Source organism: Janibacter sp. GS2, assembly GCF_051200835.1.
GTDB lineage: Bacteria > Actinomycetota > Actinomycetes > Actinomycetales > Dermatophilaceae > Janibacter.
Genome location: NZ_CP195161.1, coordinates 1,921,052 through 1,946,619, shown reverse-complemented (window position 1 = coordinate 1,946,619; position 25,568 = coordinate 1,921,052). Strand labels below are relative to the sequence as shown.

Here is a 25,568-nt window from a genome sequence, read left to right as displayed (position 1 = left end):
TCAGTGTCCCTGCTCGCCGAGGGTGAACGCCGCGGTCTCGGGCAGGTCGCCGTGCACCGACAGGGCCGCACCGGCGAGCCGGGTCCCGAGCGCGAGCGCCTCCGCGTCGCTGCCACCGCGGACGTGCTCGCGGATGAATCCGGCGGCGAAGGCGTCGCCCGCGCCGACCGGCTCGACCACCGTGATCGTGGGCGCCGGGTGGAAGGTCCGTCCGTCGGCCCCGAAGGTCACCGCACCCCGGGCCCCCTGCTTGACGACGAGCGTCCCGGGGCCGTGGATCGCCTCTCGGACCTGCTCGGGTGAGGACAGGCCCCACAGGGACTCTGCCTCGTCCTGGCCACAGAAGACGAGATCGGCCCGGTTGGCCAGGTCGAGGAGCATCGGCGCCGCGTCGGAGTCATGGATGGCCGGCCGGAAGTTCACGTCCAGGCTCAGCCGGGTCCCCTCCGGGGCGGTGCGCCAGAGCTGCTCGATCACCTCACGGTTCTGTGGGGAGAGCGAAGGGGTGATCCCGCTCGTGTGCACCAGCCTGGGTCGCTGCTCCACGACGCGCTCGATGTCGCCGGCGACGAGCCGGGAGGCAGCTGAGCTGCCGCGGTAGTAGCGCACCGTCGTCGTCGGGCCGCGCAGCTCCTTCACGTACAGGCCGGTCACGCGGTCAGGGTCCCGGCGCACGACGCAGGAGACCCCTTCGCCGGCGATCCGGGAGAGGACGTAGTCACCGAAGGCGTCGTCGCCCAGCGCGCTGTGCCAGGACGTGGACGCGCCGAGCCGTCGCAGGCCGATCGCGACATTCGACTCGGCGCCGCCGATGTCGCGACGGAAGCGCTCCGCGTCGTCCGGGGCGGCCGGCGGGTCCGGGACCAGCAGCAGCATGGTCTCGCCGACGCACGCCACGTCGACTTTCCCTTCGGGCATCTGTCCACTCCTTCACCAGCCGTCGGCCGATCCGCTCTTGACGCGTCTCGAGGCTCGATGCTAAACCTGTGTTTCGTCATTTGCAACACATGTTGCAGCATTCGCAACACAAACATGGGAGTTCGTGATGTGGGACCTCCTCGTCAAGGGCGGGCGCCTCCTCGACCCGGCAGACGACCGGGATGGTGTCGCCGACCTCGCCGTGCACCGGGGACGCATCGTCGAGATCGCGGACACCCTCGATGAGCGGTCCGCGGCGGAGACGGTCGACGCCACCGGCCTGCTCGTCGTGCCCGGACTGGTCGACATCCACGCCCACCTCTCCCCCGGGACCGGCTACTGGGGACTCGACCCCGAGACCCTCGCCTGGCGCACCGGTGTCACGACCTGGGTCGATGCCGGGTCCGTCGGTGCCTTCGGCCTCTCGGGCCTGCGGGCCCTGACCCGGCCCACGGAGCTGACCATCACGGCGCTGATCAATGTCTCCAGCATCGGCATCCCCGGCGAGACCGGGGAGCACCACGACCTGGCCAACCTCGACGTGGACCTGGCCCACCGGGTCGCGGCAGCGCACGGCGACTTCGTCAGCGGCGTCAAGGCCCGCATCGACCGGCGGACCGTCGGTGACCACGGCATCGAGCCGCTGCGCCGGGGCCTCGACCTCGCCGAGCGTCTCGGGCGGCCGCTCATGGTGCACGTCGGGTACGGGCCACCGACCATCACCGAGATCCTCCCCCTGCTGCGCGAGGGAGACCTGCTCACCCACTGCGCCTCCGGCAGCCCGGACGACCTGCTGCGCGACGGCCGGGTCAACCCGGTCGTGCTCGAGGCCGCCCAGCGCGGCGTGCGCTTCGACCTCGGGCACGGGTCGGGCGCCCTGGACTTCGAGGTGCTCGAGGCAGAGCTGGCGGCCGGGATCCGTCCCACGATCTCCACCGACCTGCACGCGGTGTCCGCGCACGGTCCGGCCTTCGACATGCCGACGGTGATGGAGAAGATGCTCGCCGTCGGGTGGACTCTCGAGGAGGTCGTGCGTGCGGCAACCATCGCCCCGGCGCAATCCCTCGGCCTCGCGGCCGGCACCCTCGGGGTCGGCGCGCGGGCCGACATCGCGATCTTCGACGTCACCGCCGAGGACCACCCGGTCGTCGACGTCCACCGCCAGCAGCGCACGAGCCCGGCCCGCCTGCGCAACGTGCTCACCCTCGCGGCAGGGGCACCGCTGACGGAGAAGGCCCCCGCCCGCTCCGCACCCTGGGTGCCCCGCTCGCCAGCCCAGCGCACCGCCGAGCACGAGACCTTCACCGAGCTGCGGCAGAGCACCACCCCGCGTCTGCACGCCGCCACCGACTTCCCCGAGCCCTACCCCCGTGCCACCGGCCGCGGGGCCACCGACAAGGAGTGACCTGACATGAGCACGAGCCTCGAAGAGCTCACGCGCGAACGCATCGACGCCCGCAACTTCCCCACCACACCCGTCTCCGTCGAGGAGGTGCGTGGCGCGGGCCATGCCCTCGACGACCTGTGGCTGCCCACCGTGGTCGCCCGGGAGTCGACCATCGCCCACAACCTGACGCGCTTCGCCTCGTGGTGTCGCGAGCGCGACGTCGACCACGCCCCGCACGGGAAGACCTCCATGGCGCCGCAGCTGTGGCAGCGCCAGCTCGAGCACGGCGCGTGGGGCCTCACCGCCGCGACCGTGGCCCAGGCCCGCACCATGTACGCCTTCGGCGTCGAGCGGATCATCATCGCCAACGAGGTGGTCGACCCGAGCCAGGCGCAGTGGTTGGCGCGCGTGGCCCTCGAGCCGGAGCGAACCTGCCTCGTCCTCGTCGACAGCGAGGCCGGAGCGCGGGTCCTGGAGCAGGCCGCGCAGGAGGCGGGCACGAGGATCCCGGTCCTCGTCGAGATCGGCGTCCCCGGTCGTCGGACCGGAGCGCGCACCGTGGCCGAGGCCCTCGAGCTGGCACGCCTGGTGCACGCGAGCACCGGTCTGGAGCTGACCGGTGTCGAGGGCTACGAGGGCGTCCTGCCCCAGGGCCGCGACGAGGGCGCCGTGGAGGCGGTCACGGTGTGGCTGACGCAGCTGGGCGAGCTCGCCCGGAGCGCCGACGCGGAGGGCCTCTTCGACGGTGAGGAGATCATCGTCACCGCCGGGGGCAGCGCCTTCCCCGACCTGGCCAGCGATGCTCTCCACGCCGTCGGCGACCTCAGCCGTCCGGTCCGCCGGATCATCCGCTCCGGTTGCGTGATCACCCACGACCACCAGTCCTACGAGCGCAGCTCCCCCCTTCGCTCCGGTGCGACGTCCGACCCGCTCGTGCCCGCCCTCACGGCCTACGCCCGTGTCCACTCGGCCCCCGAGCCCGGACGGGCACTGGCGACGATCGGCAAGCGCGACGTCGCCGTGGACGTCGACCTGCCCGTGCTCCTGCGGGTGCGACGACCCGGCGGCCCGTGGGAGCAGCTCGACGGACTGACCGTCCTCGAGCTCAACGACCACCATCTCTTCATCGACGACCCGCAGTCCTCGCTGCAGGTCGGCGACGTCGTCGAGCTGGGCCTGTCCCACCCGTGCACGACCTTCGACAAGTGGGACCTCATCCCGCTCGTCGACGACGAGGACCACGTCATCGACGCCCTCGTCACCCTCTTCTGATCCCCTCTCTCCAAGGAGTACTGACCATGAGCAAGCAGCCCATCTTCTGCGACGAGGCCGGCAAGCCCGGTGGCCCCTACACGCACGCGGTCCGTGCCGGGGACTTCGTCTACCTCGCCGGTGCCACCCCGAACCGACCGGACGGGACACGCGTCGAGGGTGACTTCGTCGCCCAGGCCCGGGCGACCTTCGACAACCTCAAGATCGTCGCCGAGGCGGCCGATGCCTCCCTCGGCGACGCGGTCCGGGTCGGCGTGTACCTGCGCACCCTGGACAACTTCCAGCAGATGAACTCCCTGTACTCGGAGTACCTCGGTGAGGGCACCACCGCCCGCACGACGCTGCAGGCGGACCTGCCCGGCTTCGAGATCGAGGTCGACGCGGTCCTCTACGCACCCCTGAGCGAGGGCTGACCCGTGGAGGTCGACCCGCACCCGATCTACCTGGCGGTGTTCGTCGGATTCGTCGCGGTGATGATCGTCGTCGGCGTCCTCGTCTCCCGACGCAACACGACGGGCGAGGACTTCCTCATGGCCGGGCGTGGGCTGAGCACACCCTTGCTGCTGGCCACCACGCTGGCGACGCTGGTGGGCACCGGGTCCAGTCTCGGCGCCGTCGGGTTCGCCTATGAGAACGGCTGGGCCGGAGCTCTCTACGGCATCGGCGGCGCCCTCGGCGTCCTCCTGCTCCTGGTGCTCTTCGCCGATGTGCGCCAGTACGGATTCATGACCTACTCCGAGGAGGTCAGCTTCTACTACGGGGCGGATCGCAAGGTGAAGGGCCTCGTCGCGGTCGTGCTGCTCCTGGCCAGTGTCGGCTGGCTCGGTGCGCACATCATGGGCGGAGCCCTCTACCTGACCTACCTCACCGGGATCGACCCGTCCTGGGCGAAGGTGATCGTCGCGCTCGGCTTCGGCATCTACACGGTCATCGGCGGATACCTGGCGGTGGTCATCACGGATGCCATCCAGGGCACGCTGCTCTTCCTCGGCTTCATCACCCTCGCCGTCCTGGCGATCGTCAAGGTCGGCGGTCCCGCCGGCCTGAGCGCGCAGAACGGTGGTCAGGCGATGGAGTTCCTCGGCGTGCGGTCCCTCGGTCCGGTGCCCGCGGTCTCGCTGGCCGTGGTCATCGCCGTGGGGGTGCTCGCCACGCCGTCCTACCGGCAGCGCATCTACTCGGCGGCCAACACGGGAGTCGTGCGCCGCAGCTTCATGTGGGTCGCCGGACTCTTCGCGCTCTTCTCGGTCATGCCGGCGATCGTCGGGATGGCGGCGCACTCCCTCAACCCGAACCTCGAGTCCTCGGACATGGCCTTCCCGTACCTGGCGACCGAGGTCTTCCCGCTCGCCGTGGGCGCCTTCCTGCTCGTCGCCGGCCTGTCCGCGACGATGTCCTCGGGCGACTCCGATGCCGTCACCGCGGTGACGATCCTGCTCCGGGACATCTACCAGATGTGCACGGGTCGGATGCCGGAGAAGGCGAAGATGGTCGCCTACTCGCGGATCGGGCTGATCGGCGTCCTCGTCTTCGCCCTCCTCGGGGCGTTGGTCGCGACGACCATCATCGACTACATCACGATGATGATCTCGACGATCCTCACGGGTCTGCTCGTGGCCTCGATCATGGGCCGCTTCTGGCAGCGGGCCACGTGGCAGGGAGGCATGGCGGCCATCATCGGCGGCTCCGCGGTCGCCCTGCTCGTGCAGGCGATCCCCGCGTGGATCGACTTCTGGGGCAACCCGGTCATCCCGTCCCTGGTCACCGCCACGATCATCGGTGTGCTCGTCAGCCTGATCACGCCACCCACGCGGGTCAGCGACGAGGAGGCCCTCGCCCTCCTGGCGCAGGAGCGCTCCCAGATCGACGTCGGGACCGTCGTCTCGGTCGGCTCGGACGACTGAGCCGCCTCCGGCGAGGTGAAGGACAGATGACGACGCGGCTGCGTTCCCGACACGGGAACGCAGCCGCTCCTTCGCCATGGGCGCCCTACGTTGACGGCGACAGCGTTGACCAAAGGAGCTCACATGTCTGACCACAGCGAGCACGGACCCGAGTGCCTGTGCGACCACCTCCCCCACGAGCCGGTGCGCAGCGAGCGCGACGAGGCCGTCGACGAGGCCCGCAGCGGTCTGCGCCTCTCCCGCCGCTCGATCATGGCCGGGATCGGCGCGGCCTCCGGTCTCGCCATGACCCCGCAGCTCGCCGTGGCCGGTGGTCGCCCCGACCAGCCGAAAGGGCGCGGCCCCCAGCGCGGCGCCGAGCTCGTCCTCCTGGGGACCCGGGCCGGACCGCCGGTCGACCTGCACCAGGTGGGTGCCTCCAGCGCCCTCGTCGTGGACGGTCGCACCTACGTCGTCGACTGCGGTCGCTCGTCGGTCACGCAGTTCGCCGATGCCGGCCTGCGGTTCGACTCCATCGCCGGGATCTTCCTCACCCACCTGCACGCCGACCACATCGCCGACTACTACAACTTCTTCATGCTCGGCGGTCACATCAAGAACCAGAACGGTGACCACATCGAGCGGGCCGTCCCCGTCCACGGGCCGGGTGCCGCCGGCGGCCTGCCCCCGAAGTTCGGCGGCGGTGAGTCCCCGACGGTCAACCCGGCCGACCCGGCACCCGGGACGGCGCAGATGACCGCGTCGCTGCACGCGGCCTACGCGTACAGCATGAACATCTTCCTGCGGGACATGGACGTGGCCGACATCCGAACCCTCATGGACGTCCACGAGATCGCCCTGCCGTCCGGGACCAACGCCACCTTCGAGCAGACCGCGCCGCGCATGAAGCCCTTCCGGATCTTCCGTGACGACACGGTCGAGGTGTATGCCACCCTCGTTCCACACGGCCCGGTGTTCCCGGCCTACGCCTTCCGCTTCGACACCGAGTACGGGTCGGTCACCTTCTCCGGTGACACCCGGTACTCGAGCAACCTCGTCGAGATGGCGCACCGCACCGACCTGCTCGTCCACGAGGCCATCGGTGTCGACGGCGCCGGTCTGGGCGAGGCCTCGCTCGACCACATGCTCCAGTCGCACGTGCTCATCGACGAGCTCGGGCCGATCGCCCAGGAGGCGGAGGCGAAGCACCTCGTCGTCTCCCACTACGCGGACATGGGCGCGGAGAAGGTCGACACCCACAAGTGGCGCCGGGACGCACGCAAGGGCTACCGCGGCCGCGTGACCATCGGCGAGGACCTCGACCGCTTCTCGCTGAAGGGTCGTCGCGGGAACGGGCGCGGCTGACCGTCAGTCGATCCCGGCGAGCGCGGCCATCCTCGACAGTCCCGGGCCGCCGTGGACCTCCAGTCGGGCCTGCGCCTCGCGCACCGGCCCCGTGTCCGCCAGCTCGGCAGGGACGCGGGCGGGGTTGAGGGCCACCGTGCTCACCCACCTGCGCAGGTCCGGGTCACTGGTGTAGGCGGCCTCGGCACGGCCCCCGAGCGCCTGCATCGCGAGCCAGCTGCTCGGGGTGTCGGCGTTCGGCGACGGGGGGCAGAGCCGGTTCTTTGCCTCATCGGTCCCGACCGTCGCCTCGACGTAACCCGACAGGGCCGCGCCGAAGCACGGGAAGCCGGCCCGGACCGGTTGCAGGGTGATCACCTCGGGACGCCAGATCGACACGGTCGGTCGGCCGCGCTCTCCCTGCGCGGCGCAGTGCACGACGAGCGAGTCGCGGGGGATCTCCACCGTGCCTTCGTCGCAGACGAGCCGGGCCGTCTCGACGGAGCGCAGGTGCCCGAGCCGGACGACGTCCTCGACGGAGCGCAGCAGGTCGAGCTCCCACCGGGCCAGGGTGGGTGTCCGGGCCATCGACGGGAGCACCCCCTCGTCGATCCGCATCACGACTCCGCGTTCCTCGAGCCCGAGGAAGACCTCGTCGGCGGAGCTCGCCGTGGACGCGACCTCCATGATGTCGGCGGCGGCCCCGAGGTAGGTGCCCGGGTCGGGCTGGATCACCGCACGGTCGAGCATCCACGGGTCCCGTGGGCGCACCCAGCAGATCCTGCCCGGGTCCACCCCCTGCTGCAGCAGCCAGGTGCACGCGTCCGTGGCGGTCTTCCCGGAGCCGGCGATGACGTACTTCGACGGTGCTTCGGTGACCTGTGCGAGCTCGTTGACGGTGATGATGCGGGCCCCCTCCCCGACGGCGAAGGGAGGAGGAGTCACCGCCGGGATCGCGGGCGAGAGGTAGTGGGCGTCGACGACCCGTGCGGGCCCACGCACCTCGTGCTCCTGCCCGGTGACGAGCGAGACGCAGCGGTCACCCGTCCACTCGTGACGGGGCAGGAAGGTCACGCGCCCGGTGGCCACGAGCCTCGCGAGGACGGACTCGTAGTAGTCCCGGATCTCCTCCGCGGTGGCGCGCTCCTGCAGTCCCCGCTCGGGACCGTGCTCCTGCAGGCGTCCACCGCCGAGGAGCGTGGAGGCCACGCCATAGAACGCCGAGGCCTGGTGCAGGCGGACGAAGGGGTAGGCGTCGAGCCAGTGGCCACCGGGTGCGGGGCGTCGATCGACGATGACGACTCGGGCCCCGGAGTGGTCGACGAGAGCCTCGGTGAAGGCCATCCCGAGTGCACCGGCGCCGACGACGACATGGTCCGCCTCGAGGATGCTCACGCGCCCACCCTCACCCGGCCCCGGCGCCCGGTCAAGCACTGTCCCACCCATCGCCGTGCGCCGTCTCGAGAGATCCGACCACAGTCCGAGTTCTATGAACCGGTGACCGACCGACCGTCGCTGACACCTTCGAACGCAGGGCGGGATGCAGCCGAGCGTTGCCGGCCGCCCCCGCGGCTGCGGCGCCTCTTCGACGACCCGGACCGCGACGACCGCACCTGGGCGATCTCCGTCGCGCACTCCGTGTCCATGCCAGCGGCGGAACTCGCGAAAGCGAAGGGAGACCTTGTGCATGTCACCAAGGAGGGATGTCTCAAGGACAACTTCGCGCGTCGTATGAAGCCATACCTCCGCCTGGCGTCGAAGTGAGACGTCGTGCGGTCGTCCGCGACGCGGGGGCGGCCGGCAACGCTGTATCGGAAGGTCGCGGCCGTGGGAAGACGTGACGATGACAAAGTAGAGTGTGCCAACTGCTCGCCGGCGAGGACGGCCTCACCGTTCAGCGCCGGGCTGTCCCTCCTAACCTTGTTGTTTGGACCCTCACGAGGGAGATCCATGAGCAACCACTCCAGTGAGAACATGCCCGTTTGGACGCTAGCCACCGGCGACGACCCCACCATGCCCACGGTGCCGGTCGCCGACACGCTCACTCAGGAGCACTTGGCTGAACTGCGGTCAGCGCTTGACACGTTCTCGTCGGAGCCCTTTGGGCACTCTGGAAGCCCACCCCCTGCCTAAGAGGCGCAACCGTACGTCCGGTTTCCCGTTGGAGGCGGCGAGGCCCCTTGCCCGAGAGCGTGCGCGACTTGTGTCCGAGCATGCCCACGACGTGCCGGCAGTGGCTCCAGTCGCCGAGTCCAGTGAGGTGATCAACCGGATGGTGGTTCCGGCCAAGGTTGCGGAACGGGTCGGCAAAGGCCCGGTGAAGTCGATGCCGTCCAAGGCCGCTGCCACCGGCGTGCACGACAACTTGGTGGATAAGACGACCGGCCTCACGGTCGCCAAGTCCACCCTCATGCCAGTCGAGCGGGCCACCGCTGGCGCCGCGGGTACGCGCGCCGCGAGAACCGACGCTGCTGGCGGCGCGATGGCGGTTGCCGCTCCTTTGGTCTCATGACCGGAGCTCGACGGATATCGCGACTCCATGGGCAAGGCCACCGCGCTGCTGCTGGACCGCGGCAGGGTGGGCGCCTCTCTCGGTTTCGCCTCGGCCGTGCGCGCCGTCGGCAGGGCAACGGAGACGGCCACCCGACGCGCCTAGAAGTGGGAAGACTCTTTGGCTGGGATCGTCGACTCGCGTCGAACTGGCCGACCTCGAGGCATCGTTCCCCGGCATGGGCACTCAAGGCGGTAGGTTCCGTGCCCACGTCGAAATACCCGCCCTCGCCATCGCGTTTGAAGCGCCGGGTCATCGTCCTTCAGGGAGTGGACAGCTTTCGACCCTGGAACTAGGACCCTCCAAGCGTCTCCGCGACTAGGTGATGACCCGAAGGCAGGTCGACGAAATCCTCGGGACCTCCCACCGTCTCAAGGGCTTGGGCGAAGGCCCCGCCACCACTGCTGCGTGGACGGAGGTCGTCATCGACGTGAAGAAGCACAAGGACGGGACACTCCACGTGCTCCCTGCTCGCGCCTCCTGACGGTCATACCGGGTGTCCGCGCACGGAATCACCCGTCGCTAGCCCTGGCTACCAGATGGCATCCCAGCTGCCGAACGAGTTCATCGATGAGCTGCCCGTCTTCACCTACAGCGCCGGTCTGCTGACCCCTTGGCGGCATCCCCCTTCCTCGTCGTCGGTGTGCGGCACCCAGGTCCCGGACCCAGAGCTGCAACTGAGCAATTTCTCACTCCTTCGCCATCGACAAGACCGGGGGGCGTATCGGTTTTTCGTTCTGGTTGAACGAATGGAGCCCGCCCTACGCTGCTTTGCGCCCCCTCCCCGATGACGTAGGAGTTCCCCATGGCTACCCCGCTCGCAGATGCGCGCACAACCCAGAAGGGGCTACGCCGCAGCGTTGTTGCTGGTTCCATCGGTGTCCTCGTGCACTGGTTCGACTGGGCCATCTACGCCTACATGGCCACGACGATCGCCGAGATCTTCTTCCCCAACCAAGACGGCACCGCCAGCCTTCTCTCGGTCTTCGCAGTCTTTGCGATCGCCTTTTTCGTGCGTCCAATCGGCTCGGTCTTCTTCGGCCACCTGGGCGACCGTTTCGGACGCAAGAAGACCCTCTCGCTCGTCATCGTCTCCATGGCCGCCGGCACCCTCCTGCTCGGCTTGATCCCGAGCTATGAATCGATCGGCATCCTGGCGCCGGTCCTCTTGGTGGTTGCCCGGATCATCCAGGGTCTGGCCGCTGGTGGAGAGTTCGGTTCGGCAGCCGCCTTCTTGGCGGAGTACTCCCCGCCCAAGCGACGCGGCTTCGGGACCTCGTCCATCGAAGTAGGGTCGGTTCTCGGATTTTTGCTTGCCTCGTTCGTCGTGTGGGCCCTGCACACGTCCATGAGCCAGGAGGCCATCCTCGCCGGCGGTTGGCGCATCCCTTTCTTGCTGACCGTTCCCCTAGCCCTCGTCGGCCTCTACATCCGCCTCAAGGTGGAGGACACCCCCGAGTACCGCGCTCTCGAAGAGCTTCACACCGTGCCGACGTCACCAGTCACCGAGGTCTTCCGGAGCAACAGCAAGCAGTTCTTCCAGACGATCGGCATCGAGACCTTCATGAACTGCACGTTCTACGTGGTCCTTGTCTACCTGATCACCTACCAAGAACAGATCGTGGGCATTCACGCGGACCGGGCAGCCCTGCTGTCGACGGTCGCCTCCCTCGTGGCCATCGGACTCATCCCATTGTCCGGCATCGCCTCGGACCGCTTCGGTCGCAAGCCGGTTCTCTTCACCGCCGCTGGGTCGCTCATCTGCGGCGCCATCCCCCTCTTCCTCCTGATGCGACAGGGATCGGACATCGCCGCTTTCGTCGCCACAGGTGGCCTTGCGGCCATCCTCGCGATCATCCTCGGGACGCACTCGGCCACAGTCGCTGAACTGTTCCCTACCCGGACGCGACAAAGCGGTCTATCGATGGCCTACTCCATCGCTGGAGCCTTCTTCGCCGGGACGCTTCCCTACATCAACACGTGGCTCATCTCGATCACCGATGACCCGATGGTCCCCGCCTACACACTCATCGTCATCGGTTTCATCGGTCTCCTCACCGTGATGACGATCCCGGAGACGCAGGGGAGTGACCTTCTCCACGAGTCCGACCTAGCCATCCCGAACCGAACCCCGGCCCCCGTAGACTGATCCGACGACGATGGGCCGGTGGGCTGGTTGTCGCTAACCCACGGCCTTCGTCGTGGGCAAACGACGACGGGAGTGCTCATGCTGAACGTGACCTTACGACAACTGGATTATCTGGTGTCCGTGGCCGAGTACGGCACCGTCACCGCCGCTGCCCAGGCGCTGCACATCTCCCAGTCGACAGTCTCGACGGCGATCGCCGACCTCGAGCACATCCTCAGGATCACACTGTTCGTTCGGCACTCACGCGGACTCGCTCTCACCCGGGATGGAGAGGTGGTCCTTGCAGAGGCCAGACGCCTCATCCGGGATGTCGGGAACCTCGAACGACATGCGGCAGGCCTGAGCGGTCAGTTGTCCGGGGAGCTGCACATCGGGTGCTACTCAACGATCGCCCCCATGCTGCTACCCGCGGTCGTCACCGAGTTCATGCAGCGCCACCCAGCGGTGGAGGTGAACTTCTCCGAGGGTTCGCAGGGAGACCTGCTCTCGGCGCTGGACCAAGGGAGGAGCGACGTGGCCGTCATGTATGCCTACCGGTTCCGCAATCAGCTGACGGAACTCGGTCACACGGCCACCAAGCTCACGGCGGTGCCTCCCTACGTCCTGCTGCACCCGGACCACCGCCTCGCGGGGGTGGACTCGATCTCGCTTCGTGACCTGGCCCGGGACCCGTACATACTCTTCGACCTCCAACCGGGTGACCAGTACTTCTTGTCTGTCTTCGAGGCCGAGGGCGCCGCTCCAAACGTCCGATTCCGCACCCCAAACTCGGAACTCGTCAGATGCCTCGTCGCCCGCGGCGCCGGCTACTCCCTCCTCAGCCAGCGTCCGAGGAGCACGCTCAGCAATGAGGGCCTCCCCTACGTGACGAAGGAACTGACTACGCGGCACGAGGGCCTCGACGTCGTCGCGGTGACGCCGGGAGACCGCATGCCCAGCAAGAGGGTGACGACCTTCCTGCGCATGGCCGTCGATCTCATGGACTAGGTATCGGGTCAACCGATACCCACCCCGGAAATCCATTCTGGTTTTCCGAGGTCTCGCCTCCGTACGGTTGATCTAAACCCGAACCGCTCACGGAGGTACACACATGTCCACAGCAGAGACCGAGGTCGTCGTCGTGGGCGGGGGCCAGGCCGGGATCGCGATCAGCGAGCACCTCGGTCACAACGGCATCTCGCACCTCGTCCTCGAACGTGACCGCATCGCCGAGCGGTGGCGAACCTCCCGGTGGGACTCCCTCGTGGCCAACGGCCCGGCATGGCACGACCGCTTCCCAAACCTCGAGTTCGACTGCCACCCGGACGCCTTCCCCACGAAAGGGGAAGTGGCCGACTACCTTGCGGAGTACGCAGAGAAAATCGACGCGCCTATCCGCTGCGGTGTCCAAGTGACCTCTGTGACAAAACGCGACGGTTGGCCAGGCTTTCGCGTGGAAACATCCCAAGGCCCCATCGACACCAGGTACGTGGTTGCCGCCACCGGCCCCTTCCAGAAGCCGGTCATCCCCGCGGTCGTCCCCGACGAGGCGGGCGTCCGCCAGCTGCACTCCAGCACCTACTACAACCCGGACCAGCTCCCGACCGGGGCAGTCCTCGTCGTCGGGGCCGGATCCTCCGGTGTTCAGATCGCCGACGAGCTGCGGCAGGCCGGTCGCGAGGTGTACCTCGCGGTGGGCCCGCACGACCGTCCTCCACGCCGCTACCGTGGTCGCGACTTCGTCTGGTGGCTCGGAGTGCTCAACAAGTGGGAGGCGGCCACACCGCCCGAGGGCGCCGAGCACGTCACCATCGCCGTCAGCGGCGCGCAGGGCGGCCACACCGTCGACTTCCGCATGCTGGCCGCCTCCGGCATCAACCTCCTCGGCCGTGCCGACAGGTACAAGGACGGGAAGATCCTCATCCGGGACGACCTCAAGTCGAACATCGACGCGGGCGACGCCAACTACATCTCCCTGTTGCAGGAGGCCGATACGTACGTTGAGCGAAACGGCCTCGACCTGCCCGAGGAACCGGAGGCGCACCATCTGACGGCCGACCCTGCGTGCATGAGGAGCCCGCTCGCCGAGTTGGACCTGGCCGAAGCCGGCGTCTCATCCATCGTGTGGGCGACCGGTTTCACCCAGGACTACGGGTGGCTGCAGGTCGATGCCTTTGACGACGAGGGGCGGCCGAACCACCAGCGCGGCATTTCCTCCGAGCCCGGGATCTTCTTCCTCGGCCTGCCCTGGCAGTCCCGCCGCGGTTCCAGCTTCCTCTGGGGGGTGTGGCACGACGCGCGCTTCCTTACCGATCACATCATGATCCAGCGAAGCTACCGCGCGTACGAACCCACCAGCTCCGCGGTGGGTGCCGTGGGCCAGTAGCACACACCGCCACCATTCACGCCCCCCGAGAGACAGGAACCCCCATGAAGCACACTCGCATCCGCCCCTTCAACACAAAGGACACCTACCCTGAGCAGGACCTCGACAACGACCTCTGCCAGGCCGTGGTCGCCGGTGGGGTCGTCTATCTGCGCGGGCAGATCGGCCAAGACCTGGACACCCGCGAGAGCGTGGGGATCGGCGACGTGGAAGCCCAGGCGGAGAAGGCCATGGCCAACATCGCTGTGCTTCTCGAGGAGGCCGGTGGTGAGCTCGAGGACGTGGTCAAGGTGATCGTCTACCTCACTGACATCCGCTACCGCGAGACCGTCTACCGGGTCATGGGACGGTGGCTCAAGGGTGTCCACCCTGTCTCGACCGGCCTCGTCGTCGACGCGCTGGCCCGCCCGGAGTGGTTGGTCGAGATCGACGCTACCGCCGTCCTGTCGGCGGGCACGAAGTGACCTTCTCGATCCTCGCCCGAGATGACTCCGTCGGCCTCGGTATGGCCGTTGCCTCCTCCTCACCCTGCGTCGCGGCGCGATGCCTTCAACTGCGTGGTGGGGTGGGGGCGGTTGCCTCCCAGAACATCACCGACCCCCGGTTCGGCGGCTGGCTGCTCGACCAACTGACGCACGGGGGTGCCGCCGACGAGGCGGTGCGTGCGTTGTCCGAGCACGACAACACCCTCGACTACCGCCAGATCGTGGTCCTCGGGGCGACCGGCCCACCTGCCGTGCACTCCGGACCGAAGACGCTCGGCACCCACCACTCGCGCACGTCGAAGCAGGCGGCCGCCGCGGGGAACCTGCTCGACAACCCCGGAGTCGTCGACGCGGTTCTGGAGGGCTTCGAGGCCGCCTCGGGCGAGCTCGAGGTGAGGTTGCTCGCTGGCCTCAAGGCCGGTCTGGTAGCAGGCGGCGAGGCCGGTGACCTGCACTCGGCCGGTCTGGCAGTCGTCCGGGACGCCGGCTGGTGGGAGACGGACCTGCGCGTCGACTGGAGCGACTCACCGATCGCGGACCTCGAGAGGCTGCTGGACGTCTGGCTGCCACAGCGCGCCGACTACGTGACCCGCGGGATCGACCCGAGTTCCGCGCCCGCCTATGGGGTGCCCGGTGACGAATGAAGTGAAGCAGCACGTCCGCGTGGAGGTCGACGCGCTCCGCGACGAACTGATCGCCCTCTCCGAGGATCTGTACCGCAACCCCGAGACCGCATGGCAGGAGGTCGAGTCAGCGCGGAAGGTCTCTGCGCTTTTGGGCCGCCACGGGTTCGAGGTCACGGACGGAATCGTCGAACTACCGACGGCCTTCCACGCCCGAGCAGGCTCTGGTCGCCGTCGCGTCGCATTCATGGCCGAGTACGACGCCCTACCCGGCATCGGACACGCGTGCGGACACAACCTCATCTCCGCCATGTCGACCGGCGCAGCGATCGCGCTCGCCCGGTACGCCGATGCCCTTGACCTGACCGTGGAGGTCTTCGGCACTCCCGCCGAGGAGGGCGGCGGCGGCAAGATCGAGATGCTCGACCGAGGAGCCTTCGACGGACTCGACTTCGTGATGATGGCGCATCCAGCCCCGGTTGATGTGGCGCGGGCCGCCCCCTTCGCCGTCTCCCACTCGACCATCCGCTACACGGGTAAGGCCGCACACGCCGCCGCCTACCCGACGCACGGGCGCAACGCCGCCGATGCCATGACGATCGCCCAGGTCGCGATCGGACTGTTACGCCAGCAGCTGTCGCCGAGCGTGCGGGTACACGGGATCATCACCTCGGGCGGCGAAGCCCCCAATGCGATCCCCCAGACCACGACGGGACGCTGGTACGTGCGCGCCGAGGATCTCGACGAGCTAGCAAAGACCGAGGAGAAGGTCCGCGGCTGCTTCGAGGCGGGGGCCCTTGCCGCCGGCTGCGACGTGGAGATCGAGCCGGAGTCCCAGCCCTACGCCCACTTCCGCACGAACGAGGCCGCGCTAGAGCTGTACTCACAGAACGCGACCGACCTCGGCCGCACCTTGGTCACCGGCGGCCCGGAGGCCCAGATGTGCCGGGCCTCAACGGACATGGGAAACGTCTCCCACGTCGTGCCGGCCATCCACCCCTACATCGGCCTGGACTGCTTCCCCGTGCTGAACCACCAGAAGGAGTTTGCCGACCATTGCGTCGGTGAGGTCGCCGAGCGGACGCTGGTCGACGGAGCCACTGCGCTCGCGTGGACCGCCGTTGACTTGGCAAAAGGGTGGCAGTCGAGCTGAGCAGGGGGAAGCATGCGCCCAGACCCTCCATGCCATACCGGGGCGAAGACGAGTCACAGAGCGTGCTCGCGTAGGCGGCAGTCCAACCCACACAGAACGCCCCGAGCAGCCACAGTCGTGCCGAAGCCGTCGGAGACACCACGCTTCCCGGATACCTGATCGCCCGACTGGCCCTGGGCCGCACACTCCACGGCAAAGGGCTGGGCGCGCAGCTGCTGGTCGCGATGCTGGAGGTGTGCGTCGACGCCGCGCGCGGCGCCGCCACGCTGCACGAGGTGATGGCCGGCCTCCCCGGCACCCTGACCGCGGCCGCCCGTCGGGGACGAAGGGAGCGAGACCTCACCGGGTGGACGATCGGCCGCGTCGTGCCCATGTCGGGAGAGCGCAACGACCTGGGCGTGCTCACGGCCTTCGACTCCGCGGTGCGAGAGCTCGAGCGACTCGGTGCCGAGGTGGTCGACGTCAGCGTCCCCTGCTTCGGTGACCTGCTCGACGTGTACCTGGCGGTGACCTCGGTCGAGGCGATCCCGGTGCTGCGCGAGCACGAGGGCCGCGGGCTCGGGCACGAGGCCCGCAGCCGACTGGAGATCGGCCAGCGCCTCAGCGGCACGCACGAGCTCGCCGAGGCCCACTCCCTTCGCCGCCGGATCAGCGCGGACGCCCGGGAGGTGCTCACCCGCTGCCGGCTCATGATCAGCCCGACCGTGCCCCTCGTCGCTCCGCCGCTCGGTCGGCACGGGATGGACGACCCGCTCGCGCGGCCGCGCACGGACTGGTGGACGGTCGAGGCCAACCTGGCCGGCCTCGCCGCGATGTCCCTGCCCGTCGACCGCTCCGCCGGCCTGCCCGTCGGACTGCAGCTGATGACCGCACCCGGCGACGACGCCGTGCTCTACCGCGTGGGTGCGGCCATGGAGGCGGCGGTGGCCGGCCGGTGACCGGCGCCGCTCAGCGGGGGGTGGCCCGCTCGATGGTGCGCAGCGCCAGCTCCAGGGCCGGGTCGATGACATCGGCCTCGTCGCTGTCCAGGTCACTGAGCAGGGTCGAGATCTCGGTGCAGCCGGCGACCGTCGTGGCGCCACCCTGCTCCCGGAGGTCGGCGAGCAGCTCCGCCACCTGGGCACGCATCCGATGCTCCACCGGCCCGGCCTTCACGGCCTCGACCAGTCGCATCAGCTTCTGCTGCTGCTCCGGACGCGGGAGCACGCACTCGATGCCGCTGGCGTCGAACGCCGACTGGAAGATGCCCGAAGCCAGGGCACCGTCCGTCGCCAACAGACCCACCCGTCGGGTGCCCCGGAGGCGGATCGCCTCCACGGTGGTGTCGATGATGCTGATGAACTCCACTGGCTGGTCTGCCATCACCGGCCCCAGATAGGCGTGGATGGTGTTGCAGGGAACCACGACGATCTGCGCGCCCGCGTCGACGAGGTGGCGCACACCCTCCTCCAGCCACGGGGTCGGGTCCGCACCACCGGCCAACAGCGCGTCCTGACGACTCGGCACCGTGGGATCGGCCCAGATCACGACCGGCAGATGGTCCTGGTCCCGCAGAGCGGGCGTGTGCCGCACCAGCTTGGCGTAGAAGTCCACCGTGGCGCTGGGCCCCATCCCCCCGAGAACACCGACCACCCGGGCGCCGATCGGCGCGTGCGGCTCAGGCACCGTCCGTCGCCAATACGGCGTCGGGGTAGGCGTAGAGCGCCGGGGAGCCACCCGTGTGGATGAACAGCACGTTGCTGTCCGTGGCGAAGTGCCCCTGCTGGACCAGACCGATCAGCCCGGCGGCGGTCTTTCCCGTGTAGACGGGGTCGAGCAGGATGCCCTCCAGCCGGGCGAAGGTCTGGATCGCAGCCGTCATCTCGCGCGTGGGCAACGAGTAGCCGGGCCCCACATAGCCGTCGTCGACGGTGAATGCCTCTGCCGGCACCTCACGGTCGGCACCGGCCAGCCGGGCGGTCTCGTTGGCCAACGCGTGCAACTTGCTCGCCTGCGGTGCGCTTTCCGCACGCACGCTGATCCCGGTGACCGGGATTCCGCTCTGGTTGCCGTGGAATCCGGCCACCAGCCCGGCGTGGGTGCCACCGGAACCGCTGGAGCAGACCACGTGGTCGATCGGAAGGGAGGCCTCGAAGGACTGCGCCAGGATCTCCTCCGCGCAGGCGACGTAGCCGAGCGCACCGAGCGCGTTGGAACCGCCGCCGGGCACGATGTACGGCGTGCCGCCCCGCTGGCGCACCTGCTCGGCGATCTCCTCCATCCCGGCCATGAGGTCGGAACCCCCCGGGACGACGCTGATGGACTCCGCGCCCAGGAGCCGGAAGAGCAGGTTGTTGCCGCTGGAGTTCTCGTCGTAGGAACCCTCGACCCGCTCTTCGAGCAGGAGGTGGCACTTCAGGCCCTCCTTGACGGCAGCGGAGAGGGTGAGCCGGCAGTGGTTGGACTGCACGGCGCCGGTCGTGATGATGGTGTCGGCGCCCTGGGCCAGGGCGTCGGCCATGAGGAACTCCAGCTTGCGCGTCTTGTTGCCACCAGAGCTCAGACCCAGGAGGTCGTCGCGCTTGATGTAGATGTCGGGGCCGCCGAGGTGTTCGCTCAGCCGCGGCAACGGCTCGATCGGGGTACGGCCATCCGTGTAGTGACGACGGGGGATGCGGGCCAGGTGCATGAGTGCCTCATTTCTCGTGTGGTGTACAGGGCCCGGATGGAGGGGCCATCCGGGAGTGGTCGGGACGGTGTCGGGGCGGTGCGATCGGGGCTCACCCCTCGACGGCGGTCTCCAACGCCTCGTCGGGGAAGTACTTCTGCAGACGCACGTCACCGGAGAGGGCGTGTCCCTCCATGCCCTCGATGCGTGAGATGCGAGCCGCGACCCGGCCGATCTGCGCATTCGCCTCACGGGTCATCCGCTGGTAGGTCACGGTCTTGATGAACTTCCCGACCCACAGGCCACCCGTGTAGTGAGCGGCCCCGCGGGTGGGCAGGATGTGGTTGGGACCGGACGTCTTGTCGCCGTAGCTCACGGTGGTCTCCTCACCGAGGAACAGCGATCCGTAGTTGTGCAGGTGCTGCAGCCACCAGTCGAGGTCGGCGGCGTGCACCTCCACGTGCTCGTTCGCGTACTCGTCGGCCAGGGTGGCGGCCTCCTCGCGCGTGTCGGCCACGATGACCTCGCCGAAGCTCTCCCACGCCCGGGCCGCCACCGACTCCGCGGGAAGCTGGTCGACCGCTCGCGGGATCAGCGCGAGGGTCTCCTCGGCGATGCGGCGCGAGGTCGTGATGAGGATGGTGGTCGAGTCCAGCCCGTGCTCGGCCTGGCTGATCAGGTCGACCGCAACGACCCACGGATCGGCCGTCTCGTCGGCGAGCACCAGGGCCTCGGTCGGGCCGGCCACGACGTCGATCCCGACGCGACCGAACAGCAGCCGCTTCGCCTCCGCCACGTACTGGTTGCCGGGGCCTGCGAGGACCGCAGCCCGGTGACCGGTGAAGTGCCCGAACGCCATGGCCGCCACCGCCTGCACGCCCCCCAGGCACATGATGGTGTCGGCTCCTGCCAAGGACATCCCGTAGATGGTGGCCGGGTGGATCCCTTCACCCTTCCGCGGCGGTGAGCAGGCCACCACGTGGGGAACGCCCGCGGCCTTGGCGGTGGCGATGCTCATCGCCGCCGACGCCACGTGGGCGTATCGGCCGCCGGGCACGTAGCACCCCGCGGCGTTGACCGGGATGTTGCGCTGACCCGTGATCAGACCGGGGTGGAGCTCGACCTCGAACTCGCTCATGCTCTCGCGCTGCCGGTCCGCGAAGGCGCGGACCTGACGGTGCGCGAAGTCGAGGTCCTCCTTGACCGTGCTCGGGAGCGAACGCTCCGCCGCCGCGATCTGCTCCTCGTTCAGCACGAAGCTCTCTGGATCCCAGGAGTCCAACTGACGGGAGTAGTCGCGGGTCGCCGACTCCCCCTGCTCCTCCAGCCGCTTGAGCATGTCCTGGACGGTGCGGGTCGTGGACGAGATGTCGACGGGCTCAGTGCCTTGGGCACGCTTGAGATAGGTGATGGGCATGGGTGTCTCCTGTTCTGGTGGATGGTGGTCGCGGTCGAGGACCGGGAGTCCGCGCCCGGCTCACGCCGGGCCGGTGGCCTCCTCGACCGCGAAGCGGATGATGTCGGCCGCGACACGGCAGTGCTGCAGCTGCATCGACGGCGGAACACGCAGGTCGCACAACGTGGCCAGGATCCCCTCGGTCCGAGGGAGCTCTTGGTCGGGTCCGATGTACTCCCACTGCGCAGGGCGGCTGGTGAAGCCGCGCATGATCGGCTCGCCGAACCACTTCACGGGTAGTCCGTACTCACCGGCGATCTGCACCACCGTGGCGATCTGCTCGGGTGGCACACCGGGAAGCGCGAACTGGAAGGAGCTGCCGACGTATCCCTCCTCGGCCGGGCGTCGGCACAGCTGGACGAAAGGAATGTCGCCCACGAGGAGCTCGAGCTCGCGGTAGAGGCGGTTCATCCGCTCGACCCGCTCCGCGAGCAGATCCAGCTGCGGCTCGATCAGCGCCGCCGCCAACGCGGTCATGCGCAGGCTGTAGTTGGCGACCTGCCCCCGCAGCGGCTCGAAGACGCTCATCGGTGGTCGGGCGCGGTGCTGCTCGTAGAGCATGTAGCTGCCCGAGTGCAGGATCGCCCGCGCCGCGACCTCGTCGTCGTCGGTCACGAGGAACCCGCCCTCACCCGAGTTGAGGTGCTTGAAGGTCTGCGCACTGAAGCACCCGGCCCGCCCGAACGTTCCGGTCGCTCGACCGGCCCAGTCCGCCCCCAGGGTGTGCGCACAGTCCTCGATCAGGTCGACGCCGAGCTCATCACACAGCGCAGCGACGGCATCGAGGTCGGCGACGTGACCGCGCATGTGGGAGAGCAGGAGCGTCCTGGCCCCGGATGCCTCAGCCTTGCGCCGCAGGTCGGCCAGGTCGATGGTGAGGTCCTCGGTGATCTCCACGAGAACCGGTTCGGCGCCGGCATGATGAATGGCACCCGGCACCGGCGCCAGGGTGTAGCCGTTGAGGAGCACGCGATCTCCCGGCTGCACTCCGCAGGCCCGCAACGCAGTGAAGATCGCACCACCGCCGGAGTTGACGGCCACGGCGTAGCGCCGTCCCACGAGCTCGGCGAATCGAACCTCCAGGTCGGCGGCGTCGTTGCCGTGCTCACCGTCGAACTCGGTGTAGCGGAAGAGCCGACCGCTGCGCATCAACTCGATGGCCCGGGTGATCCCCACCTCGGGTATCGGGTCCGGCTGGGTGAGGTCGAAGTCGAACCGCGCCGGCGCACTCCGGGTCGAGCGCGCGCCGTGGGCGCTACTCCGTGACAGCGCGGACATGCGCGCCACCTCCCCCGGGGCCGTTGAGGATGAACGCGGAGGCGAACAGTCCGCCCTCCAGGAGCGCGGTGAAGTCCTCGATCGCGCGCTGGTCGACGCCCGGGTCACCGTCGACGACGGTGAGGGCGTTGCGCGCGGAGGAGACCAGGTGGTGCCAGGTGGACTCCGCAGCGGCCAGTGCGTCGTGTGCGCGGATGGCCTCCACGGTCTCGCGGTGCTGGCCGTGCCAGATCGGTGGCAGCTCACGATCGGTCCACGCCCGCTCGCGGGTGGGGCGCAGTGGCGGGGAGGCCAGCACGTCCAGGAGCCGGAGCGCGGGCTCTCTCACGAAGGTGTTGCGGCAGACCTCGGCCAGGGCGCGGTGGACGCGCAGGTCGGTCTCACCGTGCATGGCGGGTTCGTGCACGACGAGCTCCATCGCATCGATGAGCTCCTCGGCCTCGGCCAGCTTGTCCAGGTCCGGGTCGCGAGCGGCCACCGCAGCCGCCTGTGGCTCCAGCAGGAGGCGAGCCTCGAAGAAGCGCAGGACATCGCGTGAGGTGACCTCGGTGGGCGCGTCCGGCGAAGCGAGGTGGGGAGTGCGGCTGATGACCCGGCTCCCGGAGCCGCGGACGGAGTCGATGTAGCCGACGAACTGCAACGCGCCGAGCGCCTCTCGCACCGAGGGCCGGCTCACGCCGAACTGGCGCGCCAGCTCGGTCTCCGACGGGAGCCGCGTCCCCACGGGGGACTCTCCCGACTGGATCCGCGCGACCACCTGCTCGGCGATCCGCACCGCCACCGATCGGTTGCGTTCAAGGGACTGGAACTCTGCCATCACACCCTCCTTCGAAGGAGCTGTCGACCTGCCAAGTTGTCTGTCATCTTACACCAGGTCACGTCGGCACCCGCCCCTGTTCCAGCGCGTGGGCGATGCCCAACACACCGGGTTCATCCGCATGGGCACCCATCAGCTGGACTCCGACCCCCCCGCCCGCACGGTCGTGGCCCCACGGGATCGAGACCGACGGGTGCCCGGTCAGATTGCCGAGCAGCGTGAAGCGCGACATCGCCGCGCGGGTGGTCCACGTCCCGTCGCCCACCGTGAGGTCCAGGGCGTCCGCGGCGGGGGCGATGATGGGCACGGTCGGCAGCAGCACGACGTCGACCTCGGTCAGCGCGTGCGACAGCTGGTCGCCCAATCGAGCGCGCAGTCGTTGTGCCCGCACGTAGTCGACCGCGGGGACGAACAGACCCGCCTCCAGGCGGAGCCGCACGTCCTCCGGCAACGCCGATGCCCGGGCGCGCAGGAGGTCGCCGTGCACATCCAGGGCCTCCGGGCCGATCGTGCACAGCATGGCCCCGGGCGCGCGGCCCAGGTCGGCAACGCTCACGGGCCGCACGATTGCTCCCAGCCGCACCGCGGTCGCGAGCGCGGAGTCGAGAGCCGCCAGGACGCTCGCGTCCACGCAGGTGCGGATGTCGTCGCCGAGGTCGCCGATGACCACGCCCTCCAGTGACTCCCTTCGCTCCATCGCGGCCCCGTGCGGCGCCCCGGTCAGGACGCCCCACCCCACTGCCGCATCGTGGACCGTGGCGGCGATCGGGCCGACGTGGTCCAGGGTCGGCGCCAGCGGACAGACCCCGTCCATCGGCGCCCGACCGTAGGTGCCCTTGAGGCCGACCACTCCGCACAGGGCGCTGGGGATGCGGATCGAGCCGGCGGTGTCGGTCCCGAGCGCCAGGTCCACGGCGCCCATCGCAACAGCGGCTGCCGATCCCCCGCTCGATCCTCCGGCAACCGCCTCGGGGCGCAGGGGGTTGCGCACCGACCCACTGTCGCTGCTGGTGCTGAAGGGGCCGTAGGCCAAGGCATGCAGGTTGGTCATCCCGATGAGGACACCATCCGCGGCCCGCAGTCGGCGGACGGCTTCGGCGTCGCACTCGGCGACCCCGGTCTCCAGGGCACGGGTTCCACCCGTCACGGATCGGCCGCCCACACCGATGACGTCCTTGACCGCGACGGTGGCGCCGTACAAGGCCCCCATCCGACCCCCAGTCCGGGCACGCTCATCGAGCCGCCGGGCCGCCGCTCGGGCCTCATCGGCGAACACGCAGGTGAACGCGTGGGCGTCCGGGTTCGCCTCGATGATCGACAGCGCCTCCTCGACGCGGGAGGCCATCGTCTCGCCCGGCTGAAGCGCCCAGGAGGGAGGCGTCGGCCCGAATCGGTGCACCGTGGCCGCCCGGCTCCTCCCGCCCGGGGACCGCGGACCGTCCGCCGGCTCCCAGGAGCGCACGAGGTCGAACAACGGCTCGTCCTGCGCCAGACGCTCTTGCCACACCCTCGTGCGGTCGCGGGTGTCCAGACCGAACCGGTCCGCGACGGCCTTCAGCGACGACTCATCCATGAGCGTGACTCACGAGGCCGACGGCGCCGGTGCGTGCTCGGGGTCGTCCGCATACCAGCGGTTCCACCCCGTGAGGATCGAGATGAGCAGCACCACGATCAGCGTCCACGCGTACGGATTGAGGAAGGCCGAGGCGATCGAGGGCAACGGCAGGCTGTACTGGGCCGCGGTGGCAACCATCGTGGCGTACCAGATGATCACCGCGTTGTGCCAGGGCAGCATGTAGAACACCGTGTTGGCGGCGCAGTCCATGAGGTTGGCGATCCGCGCAGGGTGCAGGTTCTTGTCCACACCCAGCGGACGCCCGATCGTGGGACCGACCAACAGGATCGCCGGAGCGTTGGCCCCGAGGGGGATCGTGAAGAGCAGCGTGATCCCCGCGATCATCAGCTCCGCGCTCCGCACTCCTCGGGCAGCGCTCTTCTCCAGCCGCCGCAGGAGCTTGAGCATCAGGCCACTCTCCGTCATCACCTGGGCCACGGCCAGGATGAACAGCACCAGGACGATGGCGCCCGTGATGTTGGTGATGCCGTCCTCGATGATCCCGGAGGAGTCCCCACGCTCGGCAGGGATGGCGAAGATCGCGCCGGGCTTGAGCAGCCCGGTCACCAGCCCGATCGCCACGGCCGAGAGGCTGCCCCAGATCAGTGAGATCACGATGTTGACGCGCTTCATGGCCAGGACGATGACGACGAAGAAGGGGATCATCATCAGCAGGCCCACGGGGTTGGCGTCCACGTCGATGCTGTTCGTCGTGGTGCTCCCGCCGCCGCCGACGAAGGCGAGGACGACCATGGACACGGCAGCGGAGATCAGGGCCAGCGGCAACCTGGACTTGACCACGTCGCCCATCTCCGCCTCTGAGGTGAAGGCCGAAGCGATCGTCGTGTCCGAGATGGGTGCGATGTTGTCGCCGAAGGCACCACCGGCGATGATGCCGACGGCGAGCATGGTCGGGTCGGCGCCCAGGGCGACGCCCGTCGGGAACAGGACCGGGATGAGGGCCAGGACAGCACCCACGCTGCTCCCCGTGCCGGCCGCGAAGATGCAGGAGAGGACGAAGGCGAGCACCGCGTAGGCGGCGCCCTTGGTCCCCGTCTCCACCCCGAACCACAACAGGCCGTTGACCAGGCCCCCTTCGGCCAACAGCTCGCCGAAGACGCCGGCGAAGAGGTACGCGAGGATGATCACGGCGCCGGTGTGGTTGGACAGTCCGCGGACGATGGTGCCGGCGAACTCGCGCGGGGTCCTCGTCAGCAGGAGCCCCACCACGACGGCAGCCCAGCCGCCGACCCAGAAGCTGGAGATGGCGGCACGCTCCGCCAGGGACAACCACAGCAGCACTCCCACGAGCACGGCGGCGGGGACCAGCGCCGTGAGCGGCCCACCCCACATGAGCAGCTTCTGCTCCGATGCGACATCGTCCGAACCGGACTCTCGCGTGCCGGGTTCGGGCCGGTCTTCATTGGACGCGCCCATGAGCATTCCCATCGTCAGACAACACTGTCAATCCCGGAATCGGTGGGTGTTCAGACAGTTTGCCTGACAACTCCGTCGGGTTGTCAGGCAACTTAGGACCCTCGCCGGTGAGTGTCAAGGGCTCGTGGTCACGCCACGCCACTCCCCCTCGGGCGGTGATCCGCTGCGTAGACTTCGAGGCCCTCAGG

Annotated in this window: 22 protein-coding genes; 13 read left to right on the top strand and 9 right to left on the bottom strand. The window is 69.1% G+C overall.

The window, feature by feature from the left end:
- Entirely contained in the window at window positions 1-918 is a 918-nt protein-coding gene (locus ACR9E9_RS09405) for a sugar kinase (protein ID WP_435198220.1), read from the bottom strand.
- 127 nt (window positions 919-1,045) lie between these two features.
- Here ACR9E9_RS09405 and ACR9E9_RS09400 point away from each other — a divergent pair, with 127 nt between their 5' ends.
- The 5 genes from ACR9E9_RS09400 (at window position 1,046) to ACR9E9_RS09380 (ending at window position 6,825) form a co-directional block, all read left to right on the top strand.
- Entirely contained in the window at window positions 1,046-2,323 is a 1,278-nt protein-coding gene (locus tag ACR9E9_RS09400) for an amidohydrolase family protein (protein WP_435203621.1), read from the top strand.
- A 6-nt stretch (window positions 2,324-2,329) separates the two neighbouring features.
- A complete protein-coding gene (locus ACR9E9_RS09395) occupies window positions 2,330-3,577 on the top strand; it encodes an alanine racemase (protein ID WP_435198219.1) in 1,248 nt (415 codons plus the stop codon).
- Between the two features lie 26 nt (window positions 3,578-3,603).
- A complete protein-coding gene (locus ACR9E9_RS09390) occupies window positions 3,604-3,990 on the top strand; it encodes a RidA family protein (protein WP_435198218.1) in 387 nt (128 codons plus the stop codon).
- 3 nt (window positions 3,991-3,993) lie between these two features.
- A complete protein-coding gene (locus ACR9E9_RS09385) occupies window positions 3,994-5,481 on the top strand; it encodes a sodium:solute symporter family protein (protein ID WP_435198217.1) in 1,488 nt (495 codons plus the stop codon).
- A gap of 123 nt (window positions 5,482-5,604) precedes the next feature.
- Window positions 5,605-6,825 carry an MBL fold metallo-hydrolase gene (locus tag ACR9E9_RS09380; protein WP_435198216.1) on the top strand — a complete coding sequence of 407 codons (1,221 nt, stop codon included), beginning with the start codon at window positions 5,605-5,607 and terminating at the stop codon, window positions 6,823-6,825.
- Window positions 6,826-6,828: 3 nt separating this feature from the next.
- On the opposite strand, the gene ACR9E9_RS09375 is transcribed toward ACR9E9_RS09380, so the two are convergent.
- Window positions 6,829-8,199 (bottom strand): NAD(P)-binding protein, encoded by a 1,371-nt coding sequence (locus tag ACR9E9_RS09375; RefSeq protein ID WP_435198215.1) that lies wholly within the window; start codon window positions 8,197-8,199, stop codon window positions 6,829-6,831.
- 808 nt (window positions 8,200-9,007) lie between these two features.
- Here ACR9E9_RS09375 and ACR9E9_RS09370 point away from each other — a divergent pair.
- The 8 genes from ACR9E9_RS09370 (at window position 9,008) to ACR9E9_RS09335 (ending at window position 17,068) form a co-directional block, all read left to right on the top strand.
- Window positions 9,008-9,316, top strand: a complete 309-nt coding sequence (locus ACR9E9_RS09370; RefSeq protein WP_435198214.1) for a hypothetical protein — start codon at window positions 9,008-9,010, stop codon at window positions 9,314-9,316.
- 844 nt (window positions 9,317-10,160) lie between these two features.
- Window positions 10,161-11,504, top strand: coding sequence for an MFS transporter (locus tag ACR9E9_RS09365; protein WP_435198213.1), 1,344 nt, complete (start codon window positions 10,161-10,163; stop codon window positions 11,502-11,504).
- 78 nt (window positions 11,505-11,582) lie between these two features.
- Entirely contained in the window at window positions 11,583-12,491 is a 909-nt protein-coding gene (locus tag ACR9E9_RS09360) for a LysR substrate-binding domain-containing protein (protein ID WP_435198212.1), read from the top strand.
- 103 nt (window positions 12,492-12,594) lie between these two features.
- Complete coding sequence (locus tag ACR9E9_RS09355; RefSeq protein WP_435198211.1) at window positions 12,595-13,869, top strand: flavin-containing monooxygenase; 1,275 nt, start codon at window positions 12,595-12,597, stop codon at window positions 13,867-13,869.
- A gap of 44 nt (window positions 13,870-13,913) precedes the next feature.
- Window positions 13,914-14,333, top strand: a complete 420-nt coding sequence (locus tag ACR9E9_RS09350) for a RidA family protein (RefSeq protein WP_435198210.1) — start codon at window positions 13,914-13,916, stop codon at window positions 14,331-14,333.
- Complete coding sequence (locus tag ACR9E9_RS09345) at window positions 14,282-14,998, top strand: DUF1028 domain-containing protein (protein ID WP_435198209.1); 717 nt, start codon at window positions 14,282-14,284, stop codon at window positions 14,996-14,998. The genes ACR9E9_RS09350 and ACR9E9_RS09345 overlap by 52 nt, the downstream gene beginning before the upstream one ends.
- A complete protein-coding gene (locus tag ACR9E9_RS09340) occupies window positions 14,988-16,130 on the top strand; it encodes a M20 family metallopeptidase (RefSeq protein WP_435198208.1) in 1,143 nt (380 codons plus the stop codon). The genes ACR9E9_RS09345 and ACR9E9_RS09340 overlap by 11 nt, the downstream gene beginning before the upstream one ends.
- Before the next feature lie 224 nt (window positions 16,131-16,354).
- Window positions 16,355-17,068: an amidase family protein gene (locus ACR9E9_RS09335; RefSeq protein WP_435198207.1), complete on the top strand. Its 714-nt coding sequence runs from the start codon at window positions 16,355-16,357 to the stop codon at window positions 17,066-17,068.
- Window positions 17,069-17,078: 10 nt separating this feature from the next.
- On the opposite strand, the gene ACR9E9_RS09330 is transcribed toward ACR9E9_RS09335, so the two are convergent.
- From ACR9E9_RS09330 to ACR9E9_RS09300, 7 genes are all read right to left on the bottom strand, one after another.
- Window positions 17,079-17,795 carry an aspartate/glutamate racemase family protein gene (locus ACR9E9_RS09330; protein WP_435198206.1) on the bottom strand — a complete coding sequence of 239 codons (717 nt, stop codon included), beginning with the start codon at window positions 17,793-17,795 and terminating at the stop codon, window positions 17,079-17,081.
- The gene (locus tag ACR9E9_RS09325; protein ID WP_435198205.1) at window positions 17,788-18,798 is read right to left on the bottom strand and encodes a D-cysteine desulfhydrase; all 1,011 of its coding nucleotides are present in this window, start codon (window positions 18,796-18,798) and stop codon (window positions 17,788-17,790) included. The genes ACR9E9_RS09330 and ACR9E9_RS09325 overlap by 8 nt, the downstream gene beginning before the upstream one ends.
- Window positions 18,799-18,889: 91 nt before the next feature.
- Window positions 18,890-20,194: a histidinol dehydrogenase gene (gene hisD, locus ACR9E9_RS09320; RefSeq protein WP_435198204.1), complete on the bottom strand. Its 1,305-nt coding sequence runs from the start codon at window positions 20,192-20,194 to the stop codon at window positions 18,890-18,892.
- 60 nt (window positions 20,195-20,254) lie between these two features.
- Window positions 20,255-21,511, bottom strand: coding sequence for a DegT/DnrJ/EryC1/StrS family aminotransferase (locus tag ACR9E9_RS09315; RefSeq protein WP_435198203.1), 1,257 nt, complete (start codon window positions 21,509-21,511; stop codon window positions 20,255-20,257).
- Entirely contained in the window at window positions 21,489-22,328 is an 840-nt protein-coding gene (locus ACR9E9_RS09310; protein WP_435198202.1) for a FadR/GntR family transcriptional regulator, read from the bottom strand. Before ACR9E9_RS09310 ends, ACR9E9_RS09315 begins: the two co-directional genes overlap by 23 nt.
- A gap of 58 nt (window positions 22,329-22,386) precedes the next feature.
- Entirely contained in the window at window positions 22,387-23,901 is a 1,515-nt protein-coding gene (locus ACR9E9_RS09305) for an amidase (RefSeq protein ID WP_435198201.1), read from the bottom strand.
- Window positions 23,902-23,910: 9 nt separating this feature from the next.
- Window positions 23,911-25,392: a Na+/H+ antiporter NhaC family protein gene (locus ACR9E9_RS09300; protein WP_435198200.1), complete on the bottom strand. Its 1,482-nt coding sequence runs from the start codon at window positions 25,390-25,392 to the stop codon at window positions 23,911-23,913.
- Between the last annotated feature and the right edge of the window lie 176 nt (window positions 25,393-25,568).

Bases quoted from the DNA above. Each gene is read 5' to 3' on its own strand.
- ACR9E9_RS09400 (WP_435203621.1), top strand. From the start codon at position 1,046: ATGTGGGACCTCCTCGTCAAGGGCGGGCGCCTCCTCGACCCGGCAGAC.
- ACR9E9_RS09335 (WP_435198207.1), top strand. From the start codon at position 16,355: ATGCTGGAGGTGTGCGTCGACGCCGCGCGCGGCGCCGCCACGCTGCAC.
- ACR9E9_RS09310 (WP_435198202.1), bottom strand. From the start codon at position 22,328: ATGGCAGAGTTCCAGTCCCTTGAACGCAACCGATCGGTGGCGGTGCGG.
- ACR9E9_RS09315 (WP_435198203.1), bottom strand. From the start codon at position 21,511: ATGTCCGCGCTGTCACGGAGTAGCGCCCACGGCGCGCGCTCGACCCGG.
- ACR9E9_RS09355 (WP_435198211.1), top strand. From the start codon at position 12,595: ATGTCCACAGCAGAGACCGAGGTCGTCGTCGTGGGCGGGGGCCAGGCC.
- ACR9E9_RS09300 (WP_435198200.1), bottom strand. From the start codon at position 25,392: ATGGGAATGCTCATGGGCGCGTCCAATGAAGACCGGCCCGAACCCGGC.
- ACR9E9_RS09350 (WP_435198210.1), top strand. From the start codon at position 13,914: ATGAAGCACACTCGCATCCGCCCCTTCAACACAAAGGACACCTACCCT.
- ACR9E9_RS09305 (WP_435198201.1), bottom strand. From the start codon at position 23,901: ATGGATGAGTCGTCGCTGAAGGCCGTCGCGGACCGGTTCGGTCTGGAC.
- ACR9E9_RS09405 (WP_435198220.1), bottom strand. From the start codon at position 918: ATGCCCGAAGGGAAAGTCGACGTGGCGTGCGTCGGCGAGACCATGCTG.
- ACR9E9_RS09390 (WP_435198218.1), top strand. From the start codon at position 3,604: ATGAGCAAGCAGCCCATCTTCTGCGACGAGGCCGGCAAGCCCGGTGGC.
- ACR9E9_RS09395 (WP_435198219.1), top strand. From the start codon at position 2,330: ATGAGCACGAGCCTCGAAGAGCTCACGCGCGAACGCATCGACGCCCGC.
- hisD (WP_435198204.1), bottom strand. From the start codon at position 20,194: ATGCCCATCACCTATCTCAAGCGTGCCCAAGGCACTGAGCCCGTCGAC.
- ACR9E9_RS09380 (WP_435198216.1), top strand. From the start codon at position 5,605: ATGTCTGACCACAGCGAGCACGGACCCGAGTGCCTGTGCGACCACCTC.
- ACR9E9_RS09325 (WP_435198205.1), bottom strand. From the start codon at position 18,798: ATGCACCTGGCCCGCATCCCCCGTCGTCACTACACGGATGGCCGTACC.
- ACR9E9_RS09365 (WP_435198213.1), top strand. From the start codon at position 10,161: ATGGCTACCCCGCTCGCAGATGCGCGCACAACCCAGAAGGGGCTACGC.
- ACR9E9_RS09360 (WP_435198212.1), top strand. From the start codon at position 11,583: ATGCTGAACGTGACCTTACGACAACTGGATTATCTGGTGTCCGTGGCC.